19 protein-coding genes and 1 pseudogene are annotated in these 19,235 nt (G+C 72.0%); 8 read left to right on the top strand and 12 right to left on the bottom strand.

The features are described from left to right. Nucleotides 1-223: 223 nt before the first annotated feature. Nucleotides 224-1,122, bottom strand: a pseudogene (locus tag ADL15_RS40270) (sodium:calcium antiporter). Between the two features lie 152 nt (nt 1,123-1,274). On the opposite strand from ADL15_RS40270, the gene ADL15_RS40265 reads away from it, so the two are divergent. From ADL15_RS40265 to aroA, 3 genes are all read left to right on the top strand, one after another. Further along, complete coding sequence (locus ADL15_RS40265; protein ID WP_067703262.1) at nt 1,275-1,802, top strand: hypothetical protein; 528 nt, start codon at nt 1,275-1,277, stop codon at nt 1,800-1,802. Between the two features lie 73 nt (nt 1,803-1,875). Further along, nucleotides 1,876-3,042, top strand: coding sequence for a sulfatase family protein (locus tag ADL15_RS40260; protein ID WP_067703258.1), 1,167 nt, complete (start codon nt 1,876-1,878; stop codon nt 3,040-3,042). A gap of 364 nt (nt 3,043-3,406) precedes the next feature. Then, a complete protein-coding gene (gene aroA / locus ADL15_RS40250) occupies nt 3,407-4,534 on the top strand; it encodes a 3-phosphoshikimate 1-carboxyvinyltransferase (protein WP_067703249.1) in 1,128 nt (375 codons plus the stop codon). Between the two features lie 36 nt (nt 4,535-4,570). Here the strand turns inward: aroA and ADL15_RS40245 are convergent, their stop codons facing one another. Genes ADL15_RS40245 through ADL15_RS40235 form a run of 3 tightly spaced genes read right to left on the bottom strand, consistent with a single transcriptional unit; the run spans nt 4,571 to nt 7,659 of the window. Beyond that, a complete protein-coding gene (locus ADL15_RS40245) occupies nt 4,571-5,821 on the bottom strand; it encodes an MFS transporter (RefSeq protein WP_198171218.1) in 1,251 nt (416 codons plus the stop codon). 5 nt (nt 5,822-5,826) lie between these two features. After that, nucleotides 5,827-7,128 (bottom strand): FAD-dependent oxidoreductase, encoded by a 1,302-nt coding sequence (locus tag ADL15_RS40240; protein WP_083972365.1) that lies wholly within the window; start codon nt 7,126-7,128, stop codon nt 5,827-5,829. 27 nt (nt 7,129-7,155) lie between these two features. Continuing rightward, nucleotides 7,156-7,659, bottom strand: a complete 504-nt coding sequence (locus ADL15_RS40235; RefSeq protein WP_067703245.1) for a GNAT family N-acetyltransferase — start codon at nt 7,657-7,659, stop codon at nt 7,156-7,158. 101 nt (nt 7,660-7,760) lie between these two features. On the opposite strand from ADL15_RS40235, the gene ADL15_RS40230 reads away from it, so the two are divergent. The 4 genes from ADL15_RS40230 (at nt 7,761) to ADL15_RS56055 (ending at nt 10,073) form a co-directional block, all read left to right on the top strand. Beyond that, nucleotides 7,761-8,135, top strand: coding sequence for an ArsR/SmtB family transcription factor (locus ADL15_RS40230; RefSeq protein ID WP_067703243.1), 375 nt, complete (start codon nt 7,761-7,763; stop codon nt 8,133-8,135). A 68-nt stretch (nt 8,136-8,203) separates the two neighbouring features. After that, complete coding sequence (locus ADL15_RS40225) at nt 8,204-8,893, top strand: arsenate reductase/protein-tyrosine-phosphatase family protein (RefSeq protein ID WP_067703241.1); 690 nt, start codon at nt 8,204-8,206, stop codon at nt 8,891-8,893. Beyond that, nucleotides 8,886-9,626, top strand: a complete 741-nt coding sequence (locus ADL15_RS56060; RefSeq protein WP_232344852.1) for an aquaporin — start codon at nt 8,886-8,888, stop codon at nt 9,624-9,626. Before ADL15_RS40225 ends, ADL15_RS56060 begins: the two co-directional genes overlap by 8 nt. A 39-nt stretch (nt 9,627-9,665) precedes the next feature. Next, nucleotides 9,666-10,073, top strand: a complete 408-nt coding sequence (locus ADL15_RS56055) for an arsenate reductase ArsC (RefSeq protein ID WP_067703240.1) — start codon at nt 9,666-9,668, stop codon at nt 10,071-10,073. Nucleotides 10,074-10,151: 78 nt separating this feature from the next. Here the strand turns inward: ADL15_RS56055 and ADL15_RS40210 are convergent, their stop codons facing one another. From ADL15_RS40210 to ADL15_RS40175, 8 genes are all read right to left on the bottom strand, one after another. Then, nucleotides 10,152-10,814, bottom strand: a complete 663-nt coding sequence (locus tag ADL15_RS40210) for a response regulator (RefSeq protein ID WP_067703239.1) — start codon at nt 10,812-10,814, stop codon at nt 10,152-10,154. Continuing rightward, entirely contained in the window at nt 10,811-11,992 is a 1,182-nt protein-coding gene (locus ADL15_RS40205; protein ID WP_067703238.1) for a sensor histidine kinase, read from the bottom strand. Before ADL15_RS40205 ends, ADL15_RS40210 begins: the two co-directional genes overlap by 4 nt. A gap of 35 nt (nt 11,993-12,027) precedes the next feature. Beyond that, nucleotides 12,028-14,265 carry an ABC transporter permease gene (locus tag ADL15_RS40200; RefSeq protein WP_067703236.1) on the bottom strand — a complete coding sequence of 746 codons (2,238 nt, stop codon included), beginning with the start codon at nt 14,263-14,265 and terminating at the stop codon, nt 12,028-12,030. Then, the gene (locus ADL15_RS40195) at nt 14,262-14,960 is read right to left on the bottom strand and encodes an ABC transporter ATP-binding protein (protein WP_157441904.1); all 699 of its coding nucleotides are present in this window, start codon (nt 14,958-14,960) and stop codon (nt 14,262-14,264) included. The genes ADL15_RS40200 and ADL15_RS40195 overlap by 4 nt, the downstream gene beginning before the upstream one ends. A gap of 192 nt (nt 14,961-15,152) precedes the next feature. Beyond that, nucleotides 15,153-15,935: an ABC transporter permease gene (locus ADL15_RS40190; protein ID WP_067703230.1), complete on the bottom strand. Its 783-nt coding sequence runs from the start codon at nt 15,933-15,935 to the stop codon at nt 15,153-15,155. Further along, nucleotides 15,932-16,906 (bottom strand): ATP-binding cassette domain-containing protein, encoded by a 975-nt coding sequence (locus tag ADL15_RS40185; protein ID WP_067703227.1) that lies wholly within the window; start codon nt 16,904-16,906, stop codon nt 15,932-15,934. The genes ADL15_RS40190 and ADL15_RS40185 overlap by 4 nt, the downstream gene beginning before the upstream one ends. 92 nt (nt 16,907-16,998) lie before the next feature. Continuing rightward, nucleotides 16,999-17,844 carry a DUF4097 family beta strand repeat-containing protein gene (locus ADL15_RS40180; RefSeq protein ID WP_067703224.1) on the bottom strand — a complete coding sequence of 282 codons (846 nt, stop codon included), beginning with the start codon at nt 17,842-17,844 and terminating at the stop codon, nt 16,999-17,001. 41 nt (nt 17,845-17,885) lie between these two features. Continuing rightward, nucleotides 17,886-18,413, bottom strand: coding sequence for a histidine kinase (locus ADL15_RS40175; RefSeq protein WP_067703221.1), 528 nt, complete (start codon nt 18,411-18,413; stop codon nt 17,886-17,888). Nucleotides 18,414-18,568: 155 nt separating this feature from the next. Here ADL15_RS40175 and ADL15_RS40170 point away from each other — a divergent pair, with 155 nt between their 5' ends. Further along, nucleotides 18,569-19,186, top strand: coding sequence for a serine hydrolase (locus ADL15_RS40170; RefSeq protein ID WP_067703218.1), 618 nt, complete (start codon nt 18,569-18,571; stop codon nt 19,184-19,186). Nucleotides 19,187-19,235 lie beyond the last annotated feature (49 nt).

Raw genomic sequence — 19,235 nt, 5'->3', positions numbered from 1 at the left:
ACCGAGCGCCAGCATGATCGATGCGCCGCCGAGCGCGACCGCCACCCGATTGATCTTCTCGGTCGCGATCAGCACGTACGCCGCGACGAACACCACGACGGTGATCCAGGAAAGCGTGGTCATCTCGGGTGTGCCTCTCGGATCCGGGCAGCCGTCATCGCTCGCCGACCAGACTTCCCGGCACACCTGCGATCAACCTAGCAGCCGGCACCGCTGGTCAGGATCACGAGGACAGCAGCAACGGCAGCGTCAGCACGTAGGCGCACAGCAACACCAGGCTCTCGCCGCGGCCGAGCCTCAGGCCGCGGCGTAGCAACGCCCAGGCGAGCCCGTTGGTGACGATCATCGCGACCAGTGGCACCACAGCGGTCCTGATCGCGGTGCCGCCGGAGGCCAGGCCCACCACGGATCCCCCGATCAGGCTGTTGAACAGGTTGCTGCCGAACAGATTCCCGACCACCAGCTCCGACTCGCCGCGCCGCTGCGCGGCCACCGTGGTGACCAGTTCCGGCAGCGAGGTCCCCACCGCCACGAGGGTGAAACCGACGATCAGCTGGGGAACACCGAAATCCGCGGCGACCACGGCGGCGTTCGCCACCAGAAGTTGAGCGCCGGCCAGGACCCCGCCCAGCGCGAGGACGACACGAATCGGTTCGGCCCAGCCCGGAACCCGCGCGCCGACCAGTGGGAGGGGCAGGGGCGCCGGGTCCTCGGTGAACTCAGCAACCTCACCGGCCAGCCGCCGCTCGTCGCGGCCATGCCCGGACCAGCGAACGCGAACACCGCGACGGCGGCGACAGCCAGCGGAACCTCGCGGCGGACCACCGTCGAGGTGACCGCCAACGACCCCACCAGGCCGGCCAGGCCGAGAATCAACGTCAGGTTGAGAACGTTCGAACCGACGAGGTTGCCCACCGCGATCCCGGAGTCGCCGCGGGCGGCGGCGACACCCGACACCAGGAACTCCGGCGCCGAGGTTCCCAGCCCGATGACCACCACACCCACCACGACGGGCGAGATCCGTAGCCGCATCGCCAGCCGTGACGAACCGAGCACGAGATGATCAGCGGCGAGGGTGAGCAGGACGAGCCCGCCGGTAGCGAGCAGAATTCGGGCAAGCATCACGGGACCTCCGGCAGTCGGCGTCATTCCACTCGCCGACCAGGCTTCCCGGCACACCAGGACACACCGTACGCGTACGGCGCCACCACAGCGGCCCCATGGTCACCCGCGGCATGCGGCCGAGGCGCACCACGCGGGATTAGGCTCGGGGCGTGATCGGGGATCTGTGGGTGCAGGACGCCGAACGGCGAGGTGTGGCCTACCGCGCGCTGCTGGCCGAGTCCGAGCAGCCGGTGTCGTGGGCCGGGGAGGTCTGGGACGACGTGGTCGCGCATCTCGGCGACCATGACAACCATGTCCGCTCGATCGCTGCTCAGCTGCTGTGCAACCTGGCCGCGCACGACACCTCCGGACGCATCCTCGGCGACGATCTCGAGGCGCTGCTCACGGTGACCAAGGACCCGAGGTTCGTGACCGCCCGGCACAGCCTGCGCTCGCTGTGGCGGATCGGCCTGGCTGGCGGAGTACAGCGCCGTGTCCTGCTCGACGTCATCACGCAGCGCTACCAGGACAGCTTCGCCGAGAAGAACGGCACCCTGGTCCGCAGCGACCTTGTCGAGACGCTGCGCACGCTGCACGACGCCACCTCGGACGAGGCCGTACGCACCACGGCGACCGCATTGATCGCCGCCGAACCGGACGAGAAGTACCGCAGGAAGTACGCCCGCCACTGGCGCTGACCGACCGGGCATCTTGACGAATTCGAACACCGCTCTGGTCGTCGTCGATCGATCGGCTCATAGCGTCCGGACGATGAAGAATCGACTGTTGCGCGCCGGTCTGGCCTTCGCCGCGGTGACGCTGCTGCTCGGCACGACCGCTGGCACGTGTGCGGGTCCGGAGACCGGCGTGGATGGCGAGGACGGACCGACGAACATCGTCCTCGTGCTCACCGACGACCTCTCGGCGAACCTGGTGCAGTTCATGCCGAACGTGCAGGCGTTGGCCGCCGACGGCACGACGTTCTCGCAGTACACGGTGACCGACTCGCTCTGCTGCCCGTCGCGGTCGTCGATCCTCACCGGGCGCTTCCCGCACAACGGCACGGTCAAGCATTACGGCAAGAGGCCCGAGGACTACCTGACCACTGTCATCGAAGGCAAGGCGTCCTCGTTCATCACCGCGTCCGCCGCGGCGGGTGAGCCGTTCCTGCTCGAGGTCGCCACGTTCGCGCCGCACGGCCCGTACACCCCGGCGCCGCAGGACGAGCAGGCGTTCCCCGGACTGACTGCGCCGCGTGGGCCGTCCTTCGACACACTGCCCGCGGACGCGCCAGCCTGGCTGGCCGGGCGGGCTCCACTGACCGACGGGCAAATGACCGCGATCGACACCGCCTATCGCAAGCGGGCACAGTCGGTGCTGTCGATCGACCGGATGATCGGGAACCTGCGACAGACCCTGGAGAAGGCCGGGCTGGCCGGCCGTACCGTCGTCGTCTTCAGTTCGGACAACGGCTTCCACCTGGGCGAGCATCGTCTGACCGCGGGAAAGCAGACCGCCTTCGACCACGACGTGCACGTGCCGCTGATGATGGCCGGGCCGGGTGTACGCCGGGGAGTCTCCATCGACGCCGCGGTGCAGAACATCGACCTGCGACCCACCTTCGAGGAACTCAGCGGCCTCACACCCGGCCCCGCCGTGGACGGGCGCAGTCTCGTCACGCTGCTGCACGACGGCCGGGCGATCGGCTGGCGCACCACCGGCCTGATCGAGCACCACGGCCCCGGTTACGCCGCCGACGATCCGGATAAGCAGACACCGGCCAGCGGGACCCCGCCGACCTACGCCGCACTGCGCGGTCCGGACTTCACCTATGTCGAGTACGACAACGGCGCCAAGGAGTACTACGACCGGTCCACCGACCCGGACGAACTCACCAACACCGCCGCCGAACTGCCCGCCGACCGCACCGCCCAGTAGCACGACTCCTTGCAGAAGCTGCGCACCTGCAAAGGACACGACGGCTGCACCCTTGACCGGTAGGAAATCTCCTACTGGCCATGGGCGTATGACGATCACTCACATCGACGTGGTGTCCCTTCCGGTCAGCGACCAGTAGCGGCCCGCGACTTCTACGCGTCCTACGAGCAGTTCTGGCGCGAGCGGATGAGCGATCTCGCGACGTTCCTGGACACCGGCGATGACTGACCAGCCCATCTCAAGGAGAGCGCCGACGACCAGGACGGCGTGCCGGACGTCTACCAGCGCTGACGTCCTCTGCACTCACCCGATCGGTCGCGGGGATCCCGGCTGCCGGGATCCCCGCGACCGCGGCCTGAGCACCGTGGCGTTCGCCGGTGCGCTGGCCGCGCTCGGCTTCGCCGTTCAGCGGGACGAGGAGGTCTGGAGCATCACGGGCAGCCCCTCCGGACCGCCCGCCGGCACCGCGACCGCCTGGTGCCATGACGCCGGCACCGCGGCACGCTTCCTGCCGGCGCTGGTGGCGCTGGGCAGCGGCGAGTTCAGCATCGATGCCAGCGAGCAGATGCGGGCCCGGCCGATGGGGGCGCTGCTGCGCGCGCTCCGGGCCCTCGACGTACGGGTGGAGCCCGCCGCCGGTGACCGGTTGCCGTGGCGGATCGCCGCCGACGGTGTGGCCGGTGGACCGGTCCAGGTGGACGCCGGCACGTCCAGCCAGTATCTGAGCGCCCTGTGCCTGATGGCGCCCGCCACCAAGAACGGCCTGGCCATCGAGGTCCTCGACGAGGTCTCCGTGCCGTACGTGGAGCTGACGCTCGCCATGATGCGCGAGTTCGGTGCGGTCGCCACCCGTGACGGATCGCGGATCGTCGTCGAGCCGGGCACGTACCGGGCGAGGAACTACGTCGTCGAGCCGGATGCGTCCACCGCGTCGTACTTCTTCGCGGCCGCCGCGGTCACCGGCCGGACCGTGACCGTTCTCGGGCTCGGCCGCCGATCGCTGCAGGGCGACCTCCGGTTCGCCACCGAGGTCCTCACCGCGATGGGCTGCCAGGTCACCGTGGACGACGACCGGACCACGGTGACCGGCCCCGCGCAGCTGCACAGTCCGGGCGACGTCGTCATGCGCGACATCAGCGACACGATGATGACCCTGGCCGCCATCGCCCCGTACGCCGACGGCCCGGTCCGGATCACCGACGTGGGCAACGTCCGGTTCAAGGAGTCCGACCGCATCGACGCGATGGCCACCGCCCTCGGCGCATGCGGCATCATCATCCACGCGGGGCCCGACTGGCTCGAGATCATCCCCGGCGTGCCTCACGCGGCGTTGGTGCAGACCCGCGCCGACCACCGCATCGCCATGAGCATGAGCGTGCTGGGCATCCGCACGCCGGGCATCCGCTTCGACGACCCCGACTGCGTACGGAAGACCTTCCCCGGCTTCCACCAGAGCTTCGCCGAACTCCAGCAGGCCTGGCAGCGGGCCTGAGCGGCGCGGCGTCACCCGGCGGGCGGCAGCGGCGATCTATGCCGGGACGTCGGAGGTGGCCCGTGGGGTGGTTCGGGCGCGGGTGAGGATCCCGGCGGCGCCGGTCAGGCAGGCGGCGCCGACGGCGGTCATGACGGTCCGGTATCCGCCGTGGGCGACGAGCAGTCCGGCGGCGGCCAGCGGTGCCGTGGCCTTGGCGAGGGTGACGAAGGCGGCGAGGGTGCCGGCGATGCTGGCGTAGGCGGTGGTGCCGTAACGGTCGGCGAGCAGCTGCGGGGTGGCGAGGCTGGAGATGCCGAAGCCGAGCCCGAACCCGGTGACGGCGATGATCGCGCCGAGGCGGGTCCCGGCGAGTGCGGGCAGGCTGAGCGCGGCGGCGGCCTGCAGGGCGAAGATGGCGGCGACGACCCGGTGCAACCGCAGACGGCGGCCGGTGGCGGTGAGCAGGAGCCGGCCGGTGACGGACAGCACGCCGAGCAGCCCGGCGACGGTCGCGGCGAAGGTGGCGGGGTGGCCACGGCTGACCAGATAGCCGACGAGGTGGACGGTCATGGTGGTCATCGCGGCGGCGTGGGCGACGAAGGCTACGGTCAGCCACCAGAACCGGCTGTCGCGGACCGCGGCCCGGATCACGATCCGGCGGTTCGTGGTGGCGTGGCGCCGCGACGAGTGCGAGGTTGCTGGTGGGCGGCGCACGACGAGCACGTGCAGCGGGACGGCGACGCTCGCGTAGACGGTGGCGAGGATCAGCAGGGTGGTGCGCCAGCCGTAGCGTTCGGTGAGCCCGCCGGTGAGCGGCATGAAGATGGTGCTGGCGAACCCGGCGACGACGATCATGCCGAGGATCGCCGCCGGGCGGCGGGTGGCGTCGAACCACGAGACCAGGACCGAGGTGGCGGCTTCGTAGAGGGTCATCGCCATCGCGGCCCCGAGCCCCGCGAAGATCAGGTAGAGCTGCCCGACGGTGCGGGCCTGGGACCAGGCCACCAGCATGCCGGCGCCGAGGATCGTGCCGGTGGTCATCAGGGCGCGGCCGCCGTGGCGGTCGAGCCAGCGTCCGACGGGTATGGCGGCCGCGGCCTGGGTGAGGATCGCGGTGGTGAACGCGCCGGTGACGACCGCGGCCGAGGTGTGCAGGCCGGCGGCGATCGGATGCAACAGCACGGCGAAGGCGTAGTAGAGCGTGCCGTACCCGATGGTCTGGGTGATCGCGAAGGCGGCGACGATCCTCCAGCCGTGGGACACCCGCCGGCCGCGGGCTGCGGCCGGCGCGTTGACGGTGTTCACCGTGGTCAGCAGCAGGCGCCGGACTGCTGCTCGGCGGGTTCGTCGCCCGAGGTGACCAGGGCACCGTCGACGGGGTTGCTGTTGCAGACCCCGGTCTCGGGCAGGTCGAGTTGCACGTCGCGGGCGGCGTCCCAGTCGCCGGCCAGGGCGGCGACCACGGAGCGGGCCTGCTCGTAGCCGGTGGCGAGCAGGAACGTGGGCGCCCGGCCGTAGCTTTTGACGCCGATGGCGTAGTAGCCGGGCTCGGGGTGGGTGAGTTCGTCGACGCCGTGCGGCGGGACGGTGCCGCAGGAGTGCTCGTTCGGGTCGATCAGCGGGGCGAGGGCGCGGGTGGACCCGAGGATCGGGTCGAGGTCCAGGCGCAGCTCGCCGGTGATGGTGTGGTCGGGCCGGAACCCGGTGGCGGCCACGATCCGGTCCACGCTCACGGTCTGCTCGCCGCCGGAAACCCGCATCTGGTCGCCGTCAGCGGTGAGGCTGTCCACGGAGAAGCCGGTGAGCAGGGTGATGGTGCCGTTCTCGACGTGGTCGCGCAGCCGGGAGCCGAGAGCGCCGCGGGCGGGCAGCGCGTCGGCGGACTCGCCGCCGTAGGTGCGTGCCGGACTGCCCGCCCGGATCGCCCAGGTCACCGTCGTGCCCGGCGCCTGCTCGGCGAGGTCGGCCAGCGCGAGCAGGGTGTTGGCGGCGGAGTGTCCGGCGCCGACGACCAGGGTGTGCCGGCCGGCGAACCGGTCCCGGTCCCGGCCGAGCACGTCCGGCAGGGCGGATTCGACGAACGCGGTCGCGGCGGTCTCGCCGTGCGCGGGGATGCCGGCGGCGCCGAGCACGTTCGGGGTGCTCCAGGTGCCGGAGGCGTCGATGACGGCCCGGGCCAGGATGTCCTCACCGTCGGCGAGCCGGACCAGGAACGGGGTGTTCTCCCGGCCGAGGCTGCGCACGCGGTCGAGGCCGAGGCGGGTGACCGCGGCGACCTTCGCGGCGTAGCGGAGGTGCGGTTTGAGGTCGGGCAGGTCGGCCAGGGGCTGCAGGTAGTCGGCGGCGAGCTGGGCGCCGGTGGGCAGTGCAGTGTCGTCGGGGCGGATCCAACCGGCCTGCTCGAGCAGCCGGGCGGCGGCCGGGTCGATGTTGTACCGCCACGGGGAGAACAGCCGCACGTGGCCCCAGTCGCGGACGGCGGCGGCCGGCCCGTCACCGGCCTCCAGGACGAGGAACGGCAGGTGGCGTTCGGCCAGCTGGGCGGCGGCGGCCAGGCCGACCGGTCCGGCGCCGATGACCACGACGGGCAGGTCGGGGAAGGTGCTGGTCATGAGTGGGACTCCTTGCGGGAGAAAGGGTCAGAGGTGTGGGCTACGGCGTTCGATGAGCACGACGTCACGCCACCGGTGGTCGTACGCGGCGTGACGGCCGAGGCGTTCGCGCACGCCGACGGTGCGGAACCCGCAGGCGGTGTGCAGGGCGAGGCTGGCGGTGTTCTCCGGAAATATCCCGGACTGGATCGTCCAGATGCCGGCCCGCTCGGTGGAGGCGATCAGCGCCTGCAACAGGGCCCGGCCGACACCGTGTCCCCGGGCGGACGGGTCGACGTAGATCGAGTGTTCGACCACTCCGGCGTAGACCGGGCGGGCCGACACCGCGGTGACGGCGACCCAGCCCCGCACCGTGCCGGTCGCGTCGGCCGCGACGAGGCGGTGGGCGGGCAGTTTCGCCGTGTCGAACACCGTCCAGGTGGGTGCGGTGGTCTCGAAGCTGGCGTCGCCACCGTCGAGGCCGGCCTGGTAGATCGCCAGCACCGCGGCGGCGTCACCCGCCCGCATCGGCCGGACGATCGCGGTGCTCATCGTCGTACTCCTTCGCCAGGTTCGGATTCGACATCTCTTGAATTAGATGCTTCTCGAAATGAAGAGTTGCACACGGTTTCGATAGATGTCAACCTAGACACGTGTCAAAATCAGGCGAGTCGCTCGCGGTCACCGATCCCGCGACGGACGTGCCGTGCTGCCCGCCGCTGGCCACGCGCCGGATCCCGGCGGCCACCGCCGCGGTGCTGGCCCCGGCGTTCAAGGCGCTCGGCGACCCGGTCCGGCTGCAGCTGATGTCGATGATCGCGTCCGCGCCCGGCGGCGAGATCTGCGTGTGCGACCTGACCCCGGCGTTCGAGCTGTCCGGGCCGACCATCTCGCACCACCTGAAGACACTGCGCGAGGCGGGCCTGGTCGACGCGGAACGCCGCGGCAGCTGGGTCTACTACCGGCCCCGGCCGGACCTGATGCGGCAGTTGAGCATCCTGCTCGCCCTCGAAGCCGGCACCGCCTGACGCCGGGCGGGCTTGTTCACCCGCCGTTCGTTTGCCAATCCGGATATGGCTCAGTAATAATTGAGTCAATGAACGCTGAAGCTTTGTCGCTGGTCGCGCGGGCCCGGGTCCACGCCGCCCTCGGCGATCCCGCCCGCCTCGCCATCGTCGACGCGCTCACCCTCGGCGACGCCTCCCCCGGCGAGATCTCGGTGGCCCTGGGCATCCCGACCAACCTGGTCGCCCACCACGTGAAGGTGCTGCAGGACGCCGGCCTGCTCGCACGAACCCGTTCCGAAGGCGATCGCCGCCGCACCTACCTGCGCCTGGTGCCCGGGATGCTGTCCTCGCTGACCGCCCCGGGGCTGGCCGGCGCGGAACGGGTGGTGTTCGTCTGCACCCACAACTCGGCCCGTTCCCAGCTCGCCGCCGCGCTCTGGCGCGACCGGATCGGCGGCACCGTCACCTCGGCCGGCACCCATCCGGCACCGCGGGTCCACCCCCGCGCCGTGCGGGTCGCCCACGACCACGGCCTCGCCCTGGACCCGACCGGCACCCACCACGTCGAGGACGTCGTGCACGACGGCGACCTGATCATCGCGGTCTGCGACAACGCCCACGAGGACCTCACCGGCGCCGTCCGGCCCCGCCTGCACTGGTCGGTGCCGGACCCGGCACGCGTCGACACCGACGCGGCGTTCGAGGCCGCCTACACCGACCTGGCCGACCGGATCGACCGGATCGCGCCCGTCCTCACCACCGGAGCCGACCATGACTGACGTCAACCCGGCCGTGATCGCGGCGACGACCGAGCCTCGGCCCGCCATCGCCTTCCGGCGGCGGCTGCTCGCCGAGTTCCTCGGCACCGCACTGCTGGTCACCGCCGTCGTCGGCTCCGGCATCATGGCCACCACGCTCTCCCCGCACGACATCGGCCTGCAACTGCTCGAGAACTCGGTCGCGACCGCGCTCGTGCTCGGCGCGCTGATCCTCACCTTCGGTCCGATCTCCGGCGCGCACTTCAACCCGGTGGTGTCGGCGGCCGACTGGTTCCTCGGCCGCCGCGCCGGCACCGGTCTGACGATCAAAAACCTTGGTGGGTACGCCGTAGCGCAGACCTCCGGGGCCGTCGCCGGCTCGGTCCTGGCGAACCTGATGTTCGACCTGGCCCCGGTCACGTTCTCCACCAAGGACCGGGCCGCCGGGCACCTGTGGCTCGGCGAGATCGTCGCGGTCGCCGGGCTGCTCCTGCTGATCTTCGCGCTCGGCCGTTCCGGGCGGGCCGCGGTCGCCCCGGCCGCGGTCGGTGCGTACATCGGCGCCGCGTACTGGTTCACCTCGTCGACGAGCTTCGCGAACCCGGCCGTCACGATCGGCCGTGCCTTCACCGACACGTTCGCCGGCATCGCCCCGGCCTCGGTCCCCGGTTTCGTGATCGCCCAGCTCGCCGGGCTGGTGATCGGTGTCGGCCTGCTCCTGGCCCTCTACCCCACCGACGACCGGACCCCCTGACCACCGCACCCGTCACCGGCCCTCGAGGAAGCACAGCTGATGAGCGACACCAAGCCCACCGTCCTGTTCGTCTGCGTCCACAACGCCGGCCGGTCCCAGATGGCCGCCGGCTGGCTGCGCCACCTCGCCGGTGACCGGGTCGAGGTCGGTTCCGCCGGGTCGGCACCCGGCGACAAGATCAACCCGTCCGCCGTGGAGGCGATGCGCGAGGTCGGCATCGACATCACCGGCCAGACCCCGCAGAAGCTGGAGTGGGAGACCGCACAGTCCTCCGACGTGATCATCACGATGGGCTGTGGCGACGCCTGCCCGGTCTTCCCCGGCAAACGCTACGAGGACTGGAAACTCGACGACCCGGCCGGCAAGGGCGTCGAGGCGGTCCGCCCGATCCGCGACGAGATCAAGACCCGCATCGAAACCCTGCTCGCCGACCTGCTCCCGGCCTGACCCCCGAGCTCCACCTGCTCGAGGGCGCGGCGGTGCTGCCTGGTCGCGAACGGCCGACCATCCCCACCTGAACGGCGATCAGGTGTCACCGCTGGGGCTCACCAACCCGGATTCGTACGCGAAAACCACGGCCTGGACCCGGTCGCGCAGCCCCAGCTTCTGCAGGATCCGGCCGATGTGGGTTTTGACCGTGGCCTCGGCGACGTGCAGCCGCCCACCGATCTCCGCATTCGACATCCCCTGCGCCAGCAGCAACAGCACCTCGCTCTCCCGCTCGGTGAGCCCGTGCGCGGCGGCCGGATCCGCGGACCGGTCCACCAGCCGCCCGGCGAACCGGTCCAGCAACCGCCGGGTGACCCGCGGCGCCACCACCGCCTCCCCGCCGGCCACCACCCGGATCGCCGACAGCAACTCCTCCGGCGGCACGCTCTTGAGCAGGAACCCGCTCGCCCCCGCCTGCAGCGCCGCGAACGCCTCCTCGTCGGTGTCGAACGTCGTCAGCACCAGCACCCGCGGCAGCGCCCCCGCCGCGCAGATCTGCCGGGTCGCGGCGACACCGTCGAGCACCGGCATCCGCAGGTCCATCACCACCACGTCGGCCGCGGTGGTCCGCAGCAGCCGCAGCGCCTCGGCCCCGTCCCCGGCCTCCCCCACCACGGTCATGTCGTCCTGGTAGTCGAGGACCATCCGGAACCCGGCCCGCACCAGGTGCTGATCGTCGACGAGCACCACCCGGATCATCGCGCCACCGCCACGTCCGCGAGCGGGATCAACGCCCGCACCTGCCAGCCGCCACCGGCTTGCGGGCCCGCCGCGAACGTCCCGCTGTACAGGTTCACCCGTTCCCGCATCCCGATCACCCCATGTCCGCCCGGCGTCACCGCCGCCGGCTGATCACCGCTGTCGGTCACCGTGACCTCGACGCTCTCCGGCCGATAATGCACGTGTACGACAGCACGCGCCCCCGCCCCGGCGTGCTTGATCGTGTTGGTCAGTGACTCCTGCACGATCCGGTACACCGCCAGCACCACGCCCCCGGGCATCTCCGGCGGGGTGCCCTCGACCTCCAGCTCGACCGGCAGACCGGCCCCGCGCGCGCGTTCCACCACCGCGTCGAGCTGGCCGAGGCCGACCGGGCTGCGGTCGGTGAGCTCCTCGGAGTCACTGCGCAGGATCCGCACCAGCTGTTTGATCTCCTCCAGGGCCTCGCTGCCGGTCGAGCCGATCGCGCGCAGCGCTTCCCGGGCCCGTTCGGGATCCCGGTCGAACACGTACGCCGCGCCGTTGGCCTGCAGCACCATCACCGACAGCGAGTGCGCCACGATGTCGTGCAGTTCCCGGGCGATCCGGGCGCGTTCCTCGACCACCGCGATCCGGGCCAGGTGCCGGCCCTCGCGTTCCGCGCTCGCCCGCCCCTGTTCGCCGAGCAGCCGCTGCTGGCGCAGGGCCCGGATGCCGAGCCCGGCCGCCCACACCACCGCGCCGTAGCTGAACACCACCCCGAACATCCCTGCCACGTCCTGCGGATCCAGCGTGGCGTCGCCGAACTCGAGCCAGGTCCGCCCCACCATCAACGCCGTGCCGAGGAGCACCGCGGCGAGCCCGGTGAGCACGCCGGTGCGCAGCCGGTCGGTATGGGCGACCGCCGCGTGCATCGCCACGGCGATCGTGATCAGCAGCATGCCCTCGTGCAGCTGCGAGCCGTGCACCGTGACCGGTGCGGCCGCCGCGGTCAGCGCCGCCACCAGCGCGAGGACCAGCACCGGCCGGCGCCGCCGCCACATCAGTGCCACCCCGGCCAGGACGCCGTAGACGAACCCGCCGAGCGGGAACTGGTGCCACCACCAGACCGCCAGCCCGGTCACCGCACCGGAGACGACCAGGTCGACCAGCAACGCCCGGCGCGAGGGAGACCACATGTCGGCGACGCTAGTGGCTCGACCGGCAGACCGGATCATTCGCTCCTCAACTCCTGTGCCTTGGTGAGCCGGGCCAGCAGCGGCAGGCTCGCGGCGGTGACGGCCAGCACCATGGTGATGCCGGCGACGGTGATCCCGGTGATCGCCGGCCAGTCCAGCTCGACCGGGGCGCCGGTCGCCGACAGCAGGGTCGCCGACAGGCCGCCGCCGGTGACCACGGCCAGCGCGATCCCGATCGCGGCCGGAATGGCTACCTGATAGAAAACGGACGCGGACAGCACCCGGCGGGTCGCGCCGAACGCGGTCAGCACGGCCAGCAGCCGCCGCCGTTCGCGCAGCTGCTCGACCACGTTGACCAGCATGCTGGCGCCGATGAACAGCAGCAGCAGGACCGCACAGGACTGGGCCACCTGCTGGGCGCCCTGGAACTGCCGGGTCAGGTGCTCGTCGCCGTAGACCTGCAGCGGCGCGTCCGGAGCCACCCGGGTCATCGTGGTGCGCAGTCGTTCGATCGCGTCCGGGTCACCGGGATCCAGCGTGATCAGGAACGCGTCCGTGGTGGTGCCGCGCAGGTCCGGCCGGATGCCGAGGGCACCGGGGGTGGCCAGGTATTCCATCGGTCCCGCCGCGCTGGTGTAGAGCCGCACGGTGGGCCGGCCGGCCGGCACGGTCCAGCTGCCGAGCGGCCGGTCGTCGCCGGTGAACGGGACGGTCTCACCGGCGGGCAGGCTCCCGCTCTCCCAGCCCGGCATGGTCGCCACGAAGCTGTCCCCGTCGGCACACGACGGCAGCGGCGCGAACTGGCGCAGCACGTCGCAGTCACCCAGCCGTACCAGATAGTCACCCAGCTGACCGTAACCGGACAGCCGGACCTCGCGCACGCCGGCCGTCGCGGACAGCTCGGTGGGCCAGCCGGTGCCGTCGGCGCCGTTGGTGAAGACCGCGGCCTGGAACCGGTCCTTCGGCGGTTCGGCCTCGCTGGTGGCCGCGACCGACGCGCCGAGCAGGCCCTGGATCGCGATCACCCCGGCCACCGACACCGCGATCCCGGACACCGCCCGCACCGCGGTGTCACTGTCCAGCTGCAACCGCCGCACCCCCAGCTGCCAGGCCACACTGCCACCACCGAGCCGGCGCACCACCGCCTGCACCAGCCACGGCAACAGCGACACCACCCCGACCAGCAACAGCAGCACCCCGGCCGCGAGCTGACCGCCGGCCAGCAGCGCCACCCCGGCGGCGGGCGGGAGCAGCCGCCACCAGAGCCGCCGGCGCCGCACGATCCCGCGCCGCACCACACCGAGCGGCTCGATGATCACCCGCCGCAGGGCAGAAACGGTCACCAGCACCGCGCCGACCGGCACCAAAATCACGATCGAGGCGACCAGCGTCAACCCCGGTTCCAGATCTTTCGGGTACGGCGTGAAGTCCGCCGGCAGCAGTCCCCCGACGAACGGGCGCGCCGCCAGGAAGCCCAGCGCGCCCACGGCCAGCCCGAGCACCGCCCCGACCAGGCTGTCCCCGGCCGCGATCCGATGGGTCATCCGGCTGTCCGCGCCGACCAGCCGGATCGCGGCGAGCTGGCGCTCGCGGGTCTCGCTGCCGAACCGCACCGCCGTCATCACGAAGATCAGCACCGGCAGCAGCACGATCACCAGCCCGATGATCGCCAGGGTGACCATGGTCGGATCCGCGGCCGACGGTGCTCCCCCGCCGAACGAGGTGACCCGCGTCGCCCCGCCGTCCGGCCTCAGCGTGCCCGAGCCCAGGTAGAAGTAGACCTCGTCCGGCCCGGAAAGCCCGGTCGGCGCGATCGTGCCGGTCACCCGGGCCGGCCAGCGCTCGGCCAGCAGGTCACCGCCGGGACCGTCGAGCAGCGCGGCCAACGCCGGCGAAACGACCAGCTCTCCCGCGGCCGGCACCCGGGACAGGCCGGGCGGCACCGGAGCTCGGGTACCCTCCGCGCGGACCATCCGACCGCGCACGGTCACGTCGCGGAACCGGGTCTCCACGGTCAGCACCAGCAGCGTGCCCGGCCCGGCCTGCTCGGCGGCAGCGCCGGTCGCCCGGTCGTTGCGGCGTTGCTCGCGGGCCGCGCCGGCCGTGGGCACGGCCGCCACCAGCAGCAGCATCGCCACGCCCAGCCCCACCCCGGCCGCGATCATGGTGAGCCGCAGCCAGCCGGAGCGCCCACCGGCCACACTCAGGCGCACCGCCAGGGCGAGGTCGCTCAGCCAGGCGAACCGGCCCCGGGTGAGATCAATAGCGGTCATCGGGCCATCGCCGAGCCGGCGACCTTGCCGTCGCGGAACACGGCTTCCCGGTCGGCGAACGACGCGATCTGCGCCTCGTGCGTGACCAGCACGACCGCGGCCCCGCGCTCCTTGGCCGCCGCGATCAGCAGCCGCATCACCCGTTCGCCGTTGCGCGAGTCGAGCGCCCCGGTCGGCTCATCCGCGAAGATCACCCGCGGCTCGGTGATCAGCGCGCGAGCCACCGCGACCCGCTGCCCCTGCCCACCGGACGCCTGACCGGGCCGCTTGTCCGCGACATCAGCCACCTCGAGCCGGTCGAGCAGCTCGGCGGCCCGCGCGGACGCCGTCGCACGGCGCGCCCCGGCCAGCCGCAACGGCAACGCGACGTTCTCCAGGCAGGTCAGCTCCGGCACCAGCTGCCCGAACTGGAACACGAACCCGAACGCGCTACGCCGCAGCGCGCTGCGTTGCCGATCGGACATCGCGGCGACGTCGTGACCGGCGTACCCGACCCGCCCGGAGTCCGGCGCGATCACCCCGGACAGGCAGTGCAGCAACGTCGACTTTCCCGACCCGGACGGCCCGGTCAGCGCCAGCACCTCCCCGGGGAACACCCGCAGCGACGCACCGTCCAACGCCCGGGTCACCCCGAACGACTTCACCAGATCCTCCGCCACGAGCAACGGCCGCCCGAGATCTTCTTCCGCTGACACAACCGCTCCCTGCGACGTCGACACCCGCTGACGAGATCGACGCTAAGGACCGTGGCGCGCCGCGGCGTCCACCGCAGAGCGGGCTCCTTGTGTACGACCTAAGTCGTACACAAGCGCCTGGTTCCTCCTCAGGTCCCGGAACCGGACCGGCCGGTCATCGGTGAAACACCGCGGCCGGGGGCGGCACGGGATCTACCGGGACGCGCGCTGGTTGTACTTGCGTTTGGCCCACGCGTAGGACAGCAGCGAGATTGCCGCGCACCAGGCCAGGGCGATGACCGCGCTGTTTCCGATCCCCGTGCCCAGCAGCAGCCCGCGCAGGGTTTCGATGACCGGGGTGAACGGCTGGTAGTCGGCGAACGCCCGCAACCCCGACGGCATCGACTCGGTCGGCACGAAACCGCTGCCCAGGAACGGCAGCAGGCTCAGGAACATCGGCGTGTTGCTGGCCGTCTCCACACTGTCCGCGGCCATCCCGAGCGCCACCGCCAACCAGGTCAGCGCGAACGCGGTCGCCGCCAGCACCCCGATCACCGCGAGCCACTCCAGCGGCGTCGCGTTCGGTCGGAACCCGATCAGCAACGCGATGCCCAGCACCACCCCCAGGGCCAGGAAGATCTGCACCAGGCTGCCGAGCACGTGGCCGGTCAGCAGCGCGGCCCGGGCGATGTCCATGCTGCGGAACCGGTCGACGATGCCCTCGGTCATGTCCATCGCCACCGAGATCGCGGTGCCGGCCACCGCACCGGCCACGGTGAACAGCAGGATGCCCGGAGTCAGGTAGTTCACGTACTCCTGGCGGCCGCCACCGAGGCCGGCGCCGAGCGTGCCGCCGAAGACGTACACGAAGAGCAGCAGGAAGATCACCGGCAGGCCGATCAGCATCCCGGTCAGCGACGGATACCGCTTCAGGTGCAGCAACTGCCGGCGGAACATGGTCCGGGAATCGGTGAAGGTGTGCGCCAGGGTCGTCATCGGTTCTCCTCGGAAGCGATATCGGAAGCGGTCGCGGGCGCGCCGGTGAAGGCGAAGAACACGTCGTCCAGGTCCGGGGTGTGCACCGCCAGGTGTTCCGGCTGGACGTGGACGGCGTCGAGCGCGGCCAGCACGGCGCGCAGCGAGGTGACACCGCCGTCGCTGGGCACCTGCAGGGTCAGCGCGGCGTCGTCACGCTGCGCGGCGTCGAGGACCGCGGCCGCGGTGCGCAGGGTGGCCGGGTCGGCGAAGCGCAGCAGCAGGTGCCCGCCGGGGATCCGGCGTTTGAGCTCGTCGGGGGTGCCCTCGGCGACGATCCGGCCCTGGTCGAGCACGGCGATCCGGTCGGCCAGCTCGTCCGCCTCGTCGAGATACTGCGTGGTGAGGAAGACCGTGACGCCCTCGGCGACCAGCTCGCGGACGATCCGCCACATCTCGTGCCGGCTGCGCGGGTCGAGGCCGGTGGTCGGCTCGTCCAGGAAGATCAGCCGCGGGTCGCCGACCAGGGTCATCGCCAGGTCGACCCGGCGTTGCTGACCGCCGGAGAGCACCGACACCGGCTTGCCGGCCGACTCACCGAGGTCGAACCGCTCGATCAACCCGTCCACCCGGCTGCGGCCTTCGGCACGGCCCAGCCGGTTCAGGTCCGCCATCAACCGCAAATTCTCCCGTACAGTCAGCAGCCGGTCGACGGCCGCGAACTGGCCGGTCAGGCCGATCGCCGCGCGGACCGCGTCGGGCTCCCGCGTCAGGTCGTGCCCGGCGACGCGGATCGAGCCGCCGTCCGCCGCGAGCAGAGTGGCGAGGATCCGCACCATTGTCGTCTTGCCGGCGCCGTTCGGGCCGAGCAGCGCGAACACCGTGCCCTCGGTGACGGTCAGGTCGATGTCGTCGAGCACCACCTTCGTACCGAAGCTCTTGCGCAGACCGGCCACCGAGACGGCGGGCCGGGTCGTGAGTATCGCGGTCATCTGTGCCTCCTGGCGTGGTGCGGGCAGGGGCCATCGCCGGCCGGGACACGAGCGCCCGGCCGGGGACGGTGGTTCAGATCAGGAGCGGCGGATCAGGAGCGGCGGATCAGGATGTCGCCGAACATGGTGCGGGCGCGCACCTCGGCCTGCTCGTCGGTCGCGGCCGGGCCGTCGGCGGCGGTCATCTCGTTGCGGACCTTGCCGAACTGGGTGTGCACGTCGAGGCGGGCCGCGGTGCCGCTGCGGATGCCGATGTCGATGCGGCCGGCCGCGGTGCGCAGCGTCGCCGAGCCGCGGACCAGCTCGCGGACGCTGATGTCGCCGTTGGCGGTGTTCGCGGTCATCGAGGCGTCGGCGTGCCCGGCCTCGATGTCGCCGTTGGCCGAGTTGATCCGCAGCTCGCTGCCGGCGTGGCCGACCCAGGTCTCGCCGTTGCCGTTCTTGAGCACGGCCGTCCCGGTGACCGAGCCGACCCGCAGCTTGCCGGACCCGGTGGTCAGGGTGGCGTCGCCGGTGACGGTCTCCGCGGTGACCAGCCCGATCCCGGTCGTCACGGTCAGACCGGCGGCCTGCTCGACCTGCAGGTCACCGGCGCCGCTGCGCAGCTTGGCGGCGCCCAGCACCCCGGTGCAGCGGATCGCGCCGGCGCCCAGCGTGGCGTCCAGGTCGGAGCCGGCCGGCACCTCGATGACGACGTCGACGACGCCGACCTTGCCGAACATGCCGAGGCCGGGGTGGCGGGCGCCGCGCACGGTCAGGGTGCCGGAGACGAACTCGACGCGGGTCTGCTCGGCGGCCAGCACGTCCCGGTCGGTGGCGATGTCACCCGGGTTGACCTGCACGACGGTGTCCAGCCGGTCACTCGCGATCACCCGCAGGTCACCGGCGATGAGCTGGACGGAGACCGCGATCGGTCCGGGGGTGTCGAAGGAAGGCATGGTGCACTCCGCTCTGCTCGGGGTCAGCTCTGTTCGGGGAGTCAGCGGACCCAGCCGGTGTAGCGCTGCGCGCCACCGGACGGGGTCACGGTCGGTGCGGCGGGACGGGCGGTCTCACCGTCGGCCGCGGCGGCCGCGGCCCGGATCAGCCAGGTGTTGATCGAGACGCCGGCGCGGGCGGCGGACTGCTCGACCCGGCTCTTCAGGTGCTCCGGGAGGCGCAGACTGATCCGGACGGTCGCCTCGTCCTCGCCCGGCGCCGGCGTGGCCGCCGGGGACGGGTCGGGCGGCGGCGGAACGGCCGCGTGATCGGTCCACAGGTCGGCGGGGGCCGGCGTCACCACGAAGCTGGGCTCGCGGTTGCGCAGCCGCAGGTCGACCGAGCCCGGCGCGAGATCACGGGTGATCTCGGCGGCCGCCTCGGACAGGGCGTCCAGCAGCGCGAGCCGGGTCGCGGACTCGAGCGGCGCGGTGAGCCGCTCGGCCAGCTCCCGGGCATCCTCGCCGCCGGCCGCGGCCGCGAGCGCGAGCTCGTGACGCAGGGCGTCGATGTAGGGGCGCAGTTCCATGACGCCACTATGGCATCACCGTGATGCCACGCGCAACCACTATGGCATCACCGCGGCGCCCCGAGTCGAGATCGGGGCCGGAGTGGTGGCTTCCCCTGATGTCCTGAGTGGACCTTCACGGGCACGCTCGCCGGATGAACAAGCGAAGAAGGTCGATGCACGCTGCGATCGCGCTGGTGCTGGGCCTGGTGACCACGATCGGCGTCGCGGGCCGGGCTCAGGGCGCCGCACCGCAGCTCCCTGAGCTGGACCCCGCCCTGCTGGGACGGGCCGTCGCCGGGCTGCCGAACCCGGTGGTGACCGGCGTGCAGCTCACCATCAGCGGCTCGGCCGGGCGGTGGTCCGGCAGGGCAGGCGTCGCGGACGTCACCACCGGTGCGCCGGAGAGCGGGATCGTCTCCAGCACCGCCGACCTGACCCGGTTCCTGTCGGCGCTGCTGGGCGGCAGGCTGCTGCCCCGGGCGCAGCTCGCGCCGATGCTGACCTTGCCGGACGTGCCCTACCCCGGTGGCGGCACCTGCCGGCTCGGGCCGCATCCCGGGCGGGCCTGTTTCAGCGCGGGGCTGCAGGCCACGACGTTCCCGGACGGGGTCACGGTGTGGGGCAGGAGCGGCGCGGTGCCCGGCTACACGACCGGGGTGTTCGCCACGGCGGACCTGGCGCGGGTGATGGCGTCGAGCCTGAACCCGACCGGCAACCGGGACGGCAGCGAGGCCCGGTACGTCCAGAACATCGCCGCGGCCGGCTTCGACCCGTCACTGTTCGCCGATTGATCCGGGTGCCGCCACGATCCGTTACCCGTGGGTGAACGGGCGGCACGCC

Source organism: Actinoplanes awajinensis subsp. mycoplanecinus (assembly GCF_001509495.1).
Classification (GTDB): domain Bacteria; phylum Actinomycetota; class Actinomycetes; order Mycobacteriales; family Micromonosporaceae; genus Actinoplanes; species Actinoplanes palleronii.
The sequence above is the reverse complement of the archived record's forward strand: the minus strand, read 5'-3'. Positions and strand labels throughout refer to the sequence as shown.

Coding starts and splice junctions, on each gene's coding strand:
- ADL15_RS40260 (WP_067703258.1), top strand. CDS start 1,876: ATGAAGAATCGACTGTTGCGCGCCGGTCTGGCCTTCGCCGCGGTGACG.
- ADL15_RS40240 (WP_083972365.1), bottom strand. CDS start 7,128: ATGACCAGCACCTTCCCCGACCTGCCCGTCGTGGTCATCGGCGCCGGA.
- ADL15_RS40235 (WP_067703245.1), bottom strand. CDS start 7,659: ATGAGCACCGCGATCGTCCGGCCGATGCGGGCGGGTGACGCCGCCGCG.
- ADL15_RS40225 (WP_067703241.1), top strand. CDS start 8,204: ATGAACGCTGAAGCTTTGTCGCTGGTCGCGCGGGCCCGGGTCCACGCC.
- ADL15_RS56060 (WP_232344852.1), top strand. CDS start 8,886: ATGACTGACGTCAACCCGGCCGTGATCGCGGCGACGACCGAGCCTCGG.
- ADL15_RS56055 (WP_067703240.1), top strand. CDS start 9,666: ATGAGCGACACCAAGCCCACCGTCCTGTTCGTCTGCGTCCACAACGCC.
- ADL15_RS40210 (WP_067703239.1), bottom strand. CDS start 10,814: ATGATCCGGGTGGTGCTCGTCGACGATCAGCACCTGGTGCGGGCCGGG.
- ADL15_RS40205 (WP_067703238.1), bottom strand. CDS start 11,992: ATGTGGTCTCCCTCGCGCCGGGCGTTGCTGGTCGACCTGGTCGTCTCC.
- ADL15_RS40200 (WP_067703236.1), bottom strand. CDS start 14,265: ATGACCGCTATTGATCTCACCCGGGGCCGGTTCGCCTGGCTGAGCGAC.
- ADL15_RS40190 (WP_067703230.1), bottom strand. CDS start 15,935: ATGACGACCCTGGCGCACACCTTCACCGATTCCCGGACCATGTTCCGC.
- ADL15_RS40185 (WP_067703227.1), bottom strand. CDS start 16,906: ATGACCGCGATACTCACGACCCGGCCCGCCGTCTCGGTGGCCGGTCTG.
- ADL15_RS40180 (WP_067703224.1), bottom strand. CDS start 17,844: ATGCCTTCCTTCGACACCCCCGGACCGATCGCGGTCTCCGTCCAGCTC.
- ADL15_RS40175 (WP_067703221.1), bottom strand. CDS start 18,413: ATGGAACTGCGCCCCTACATCGACGCCCTGCGTCACGAGCTCGCGCTC.
- ADL15_RS40170 (WP_067703218.1), top strand. CDS start 18,569: ATGCACGCTGCGATCGCGCTGGTGCTGGGCCTGGTGACCACGATCGGC.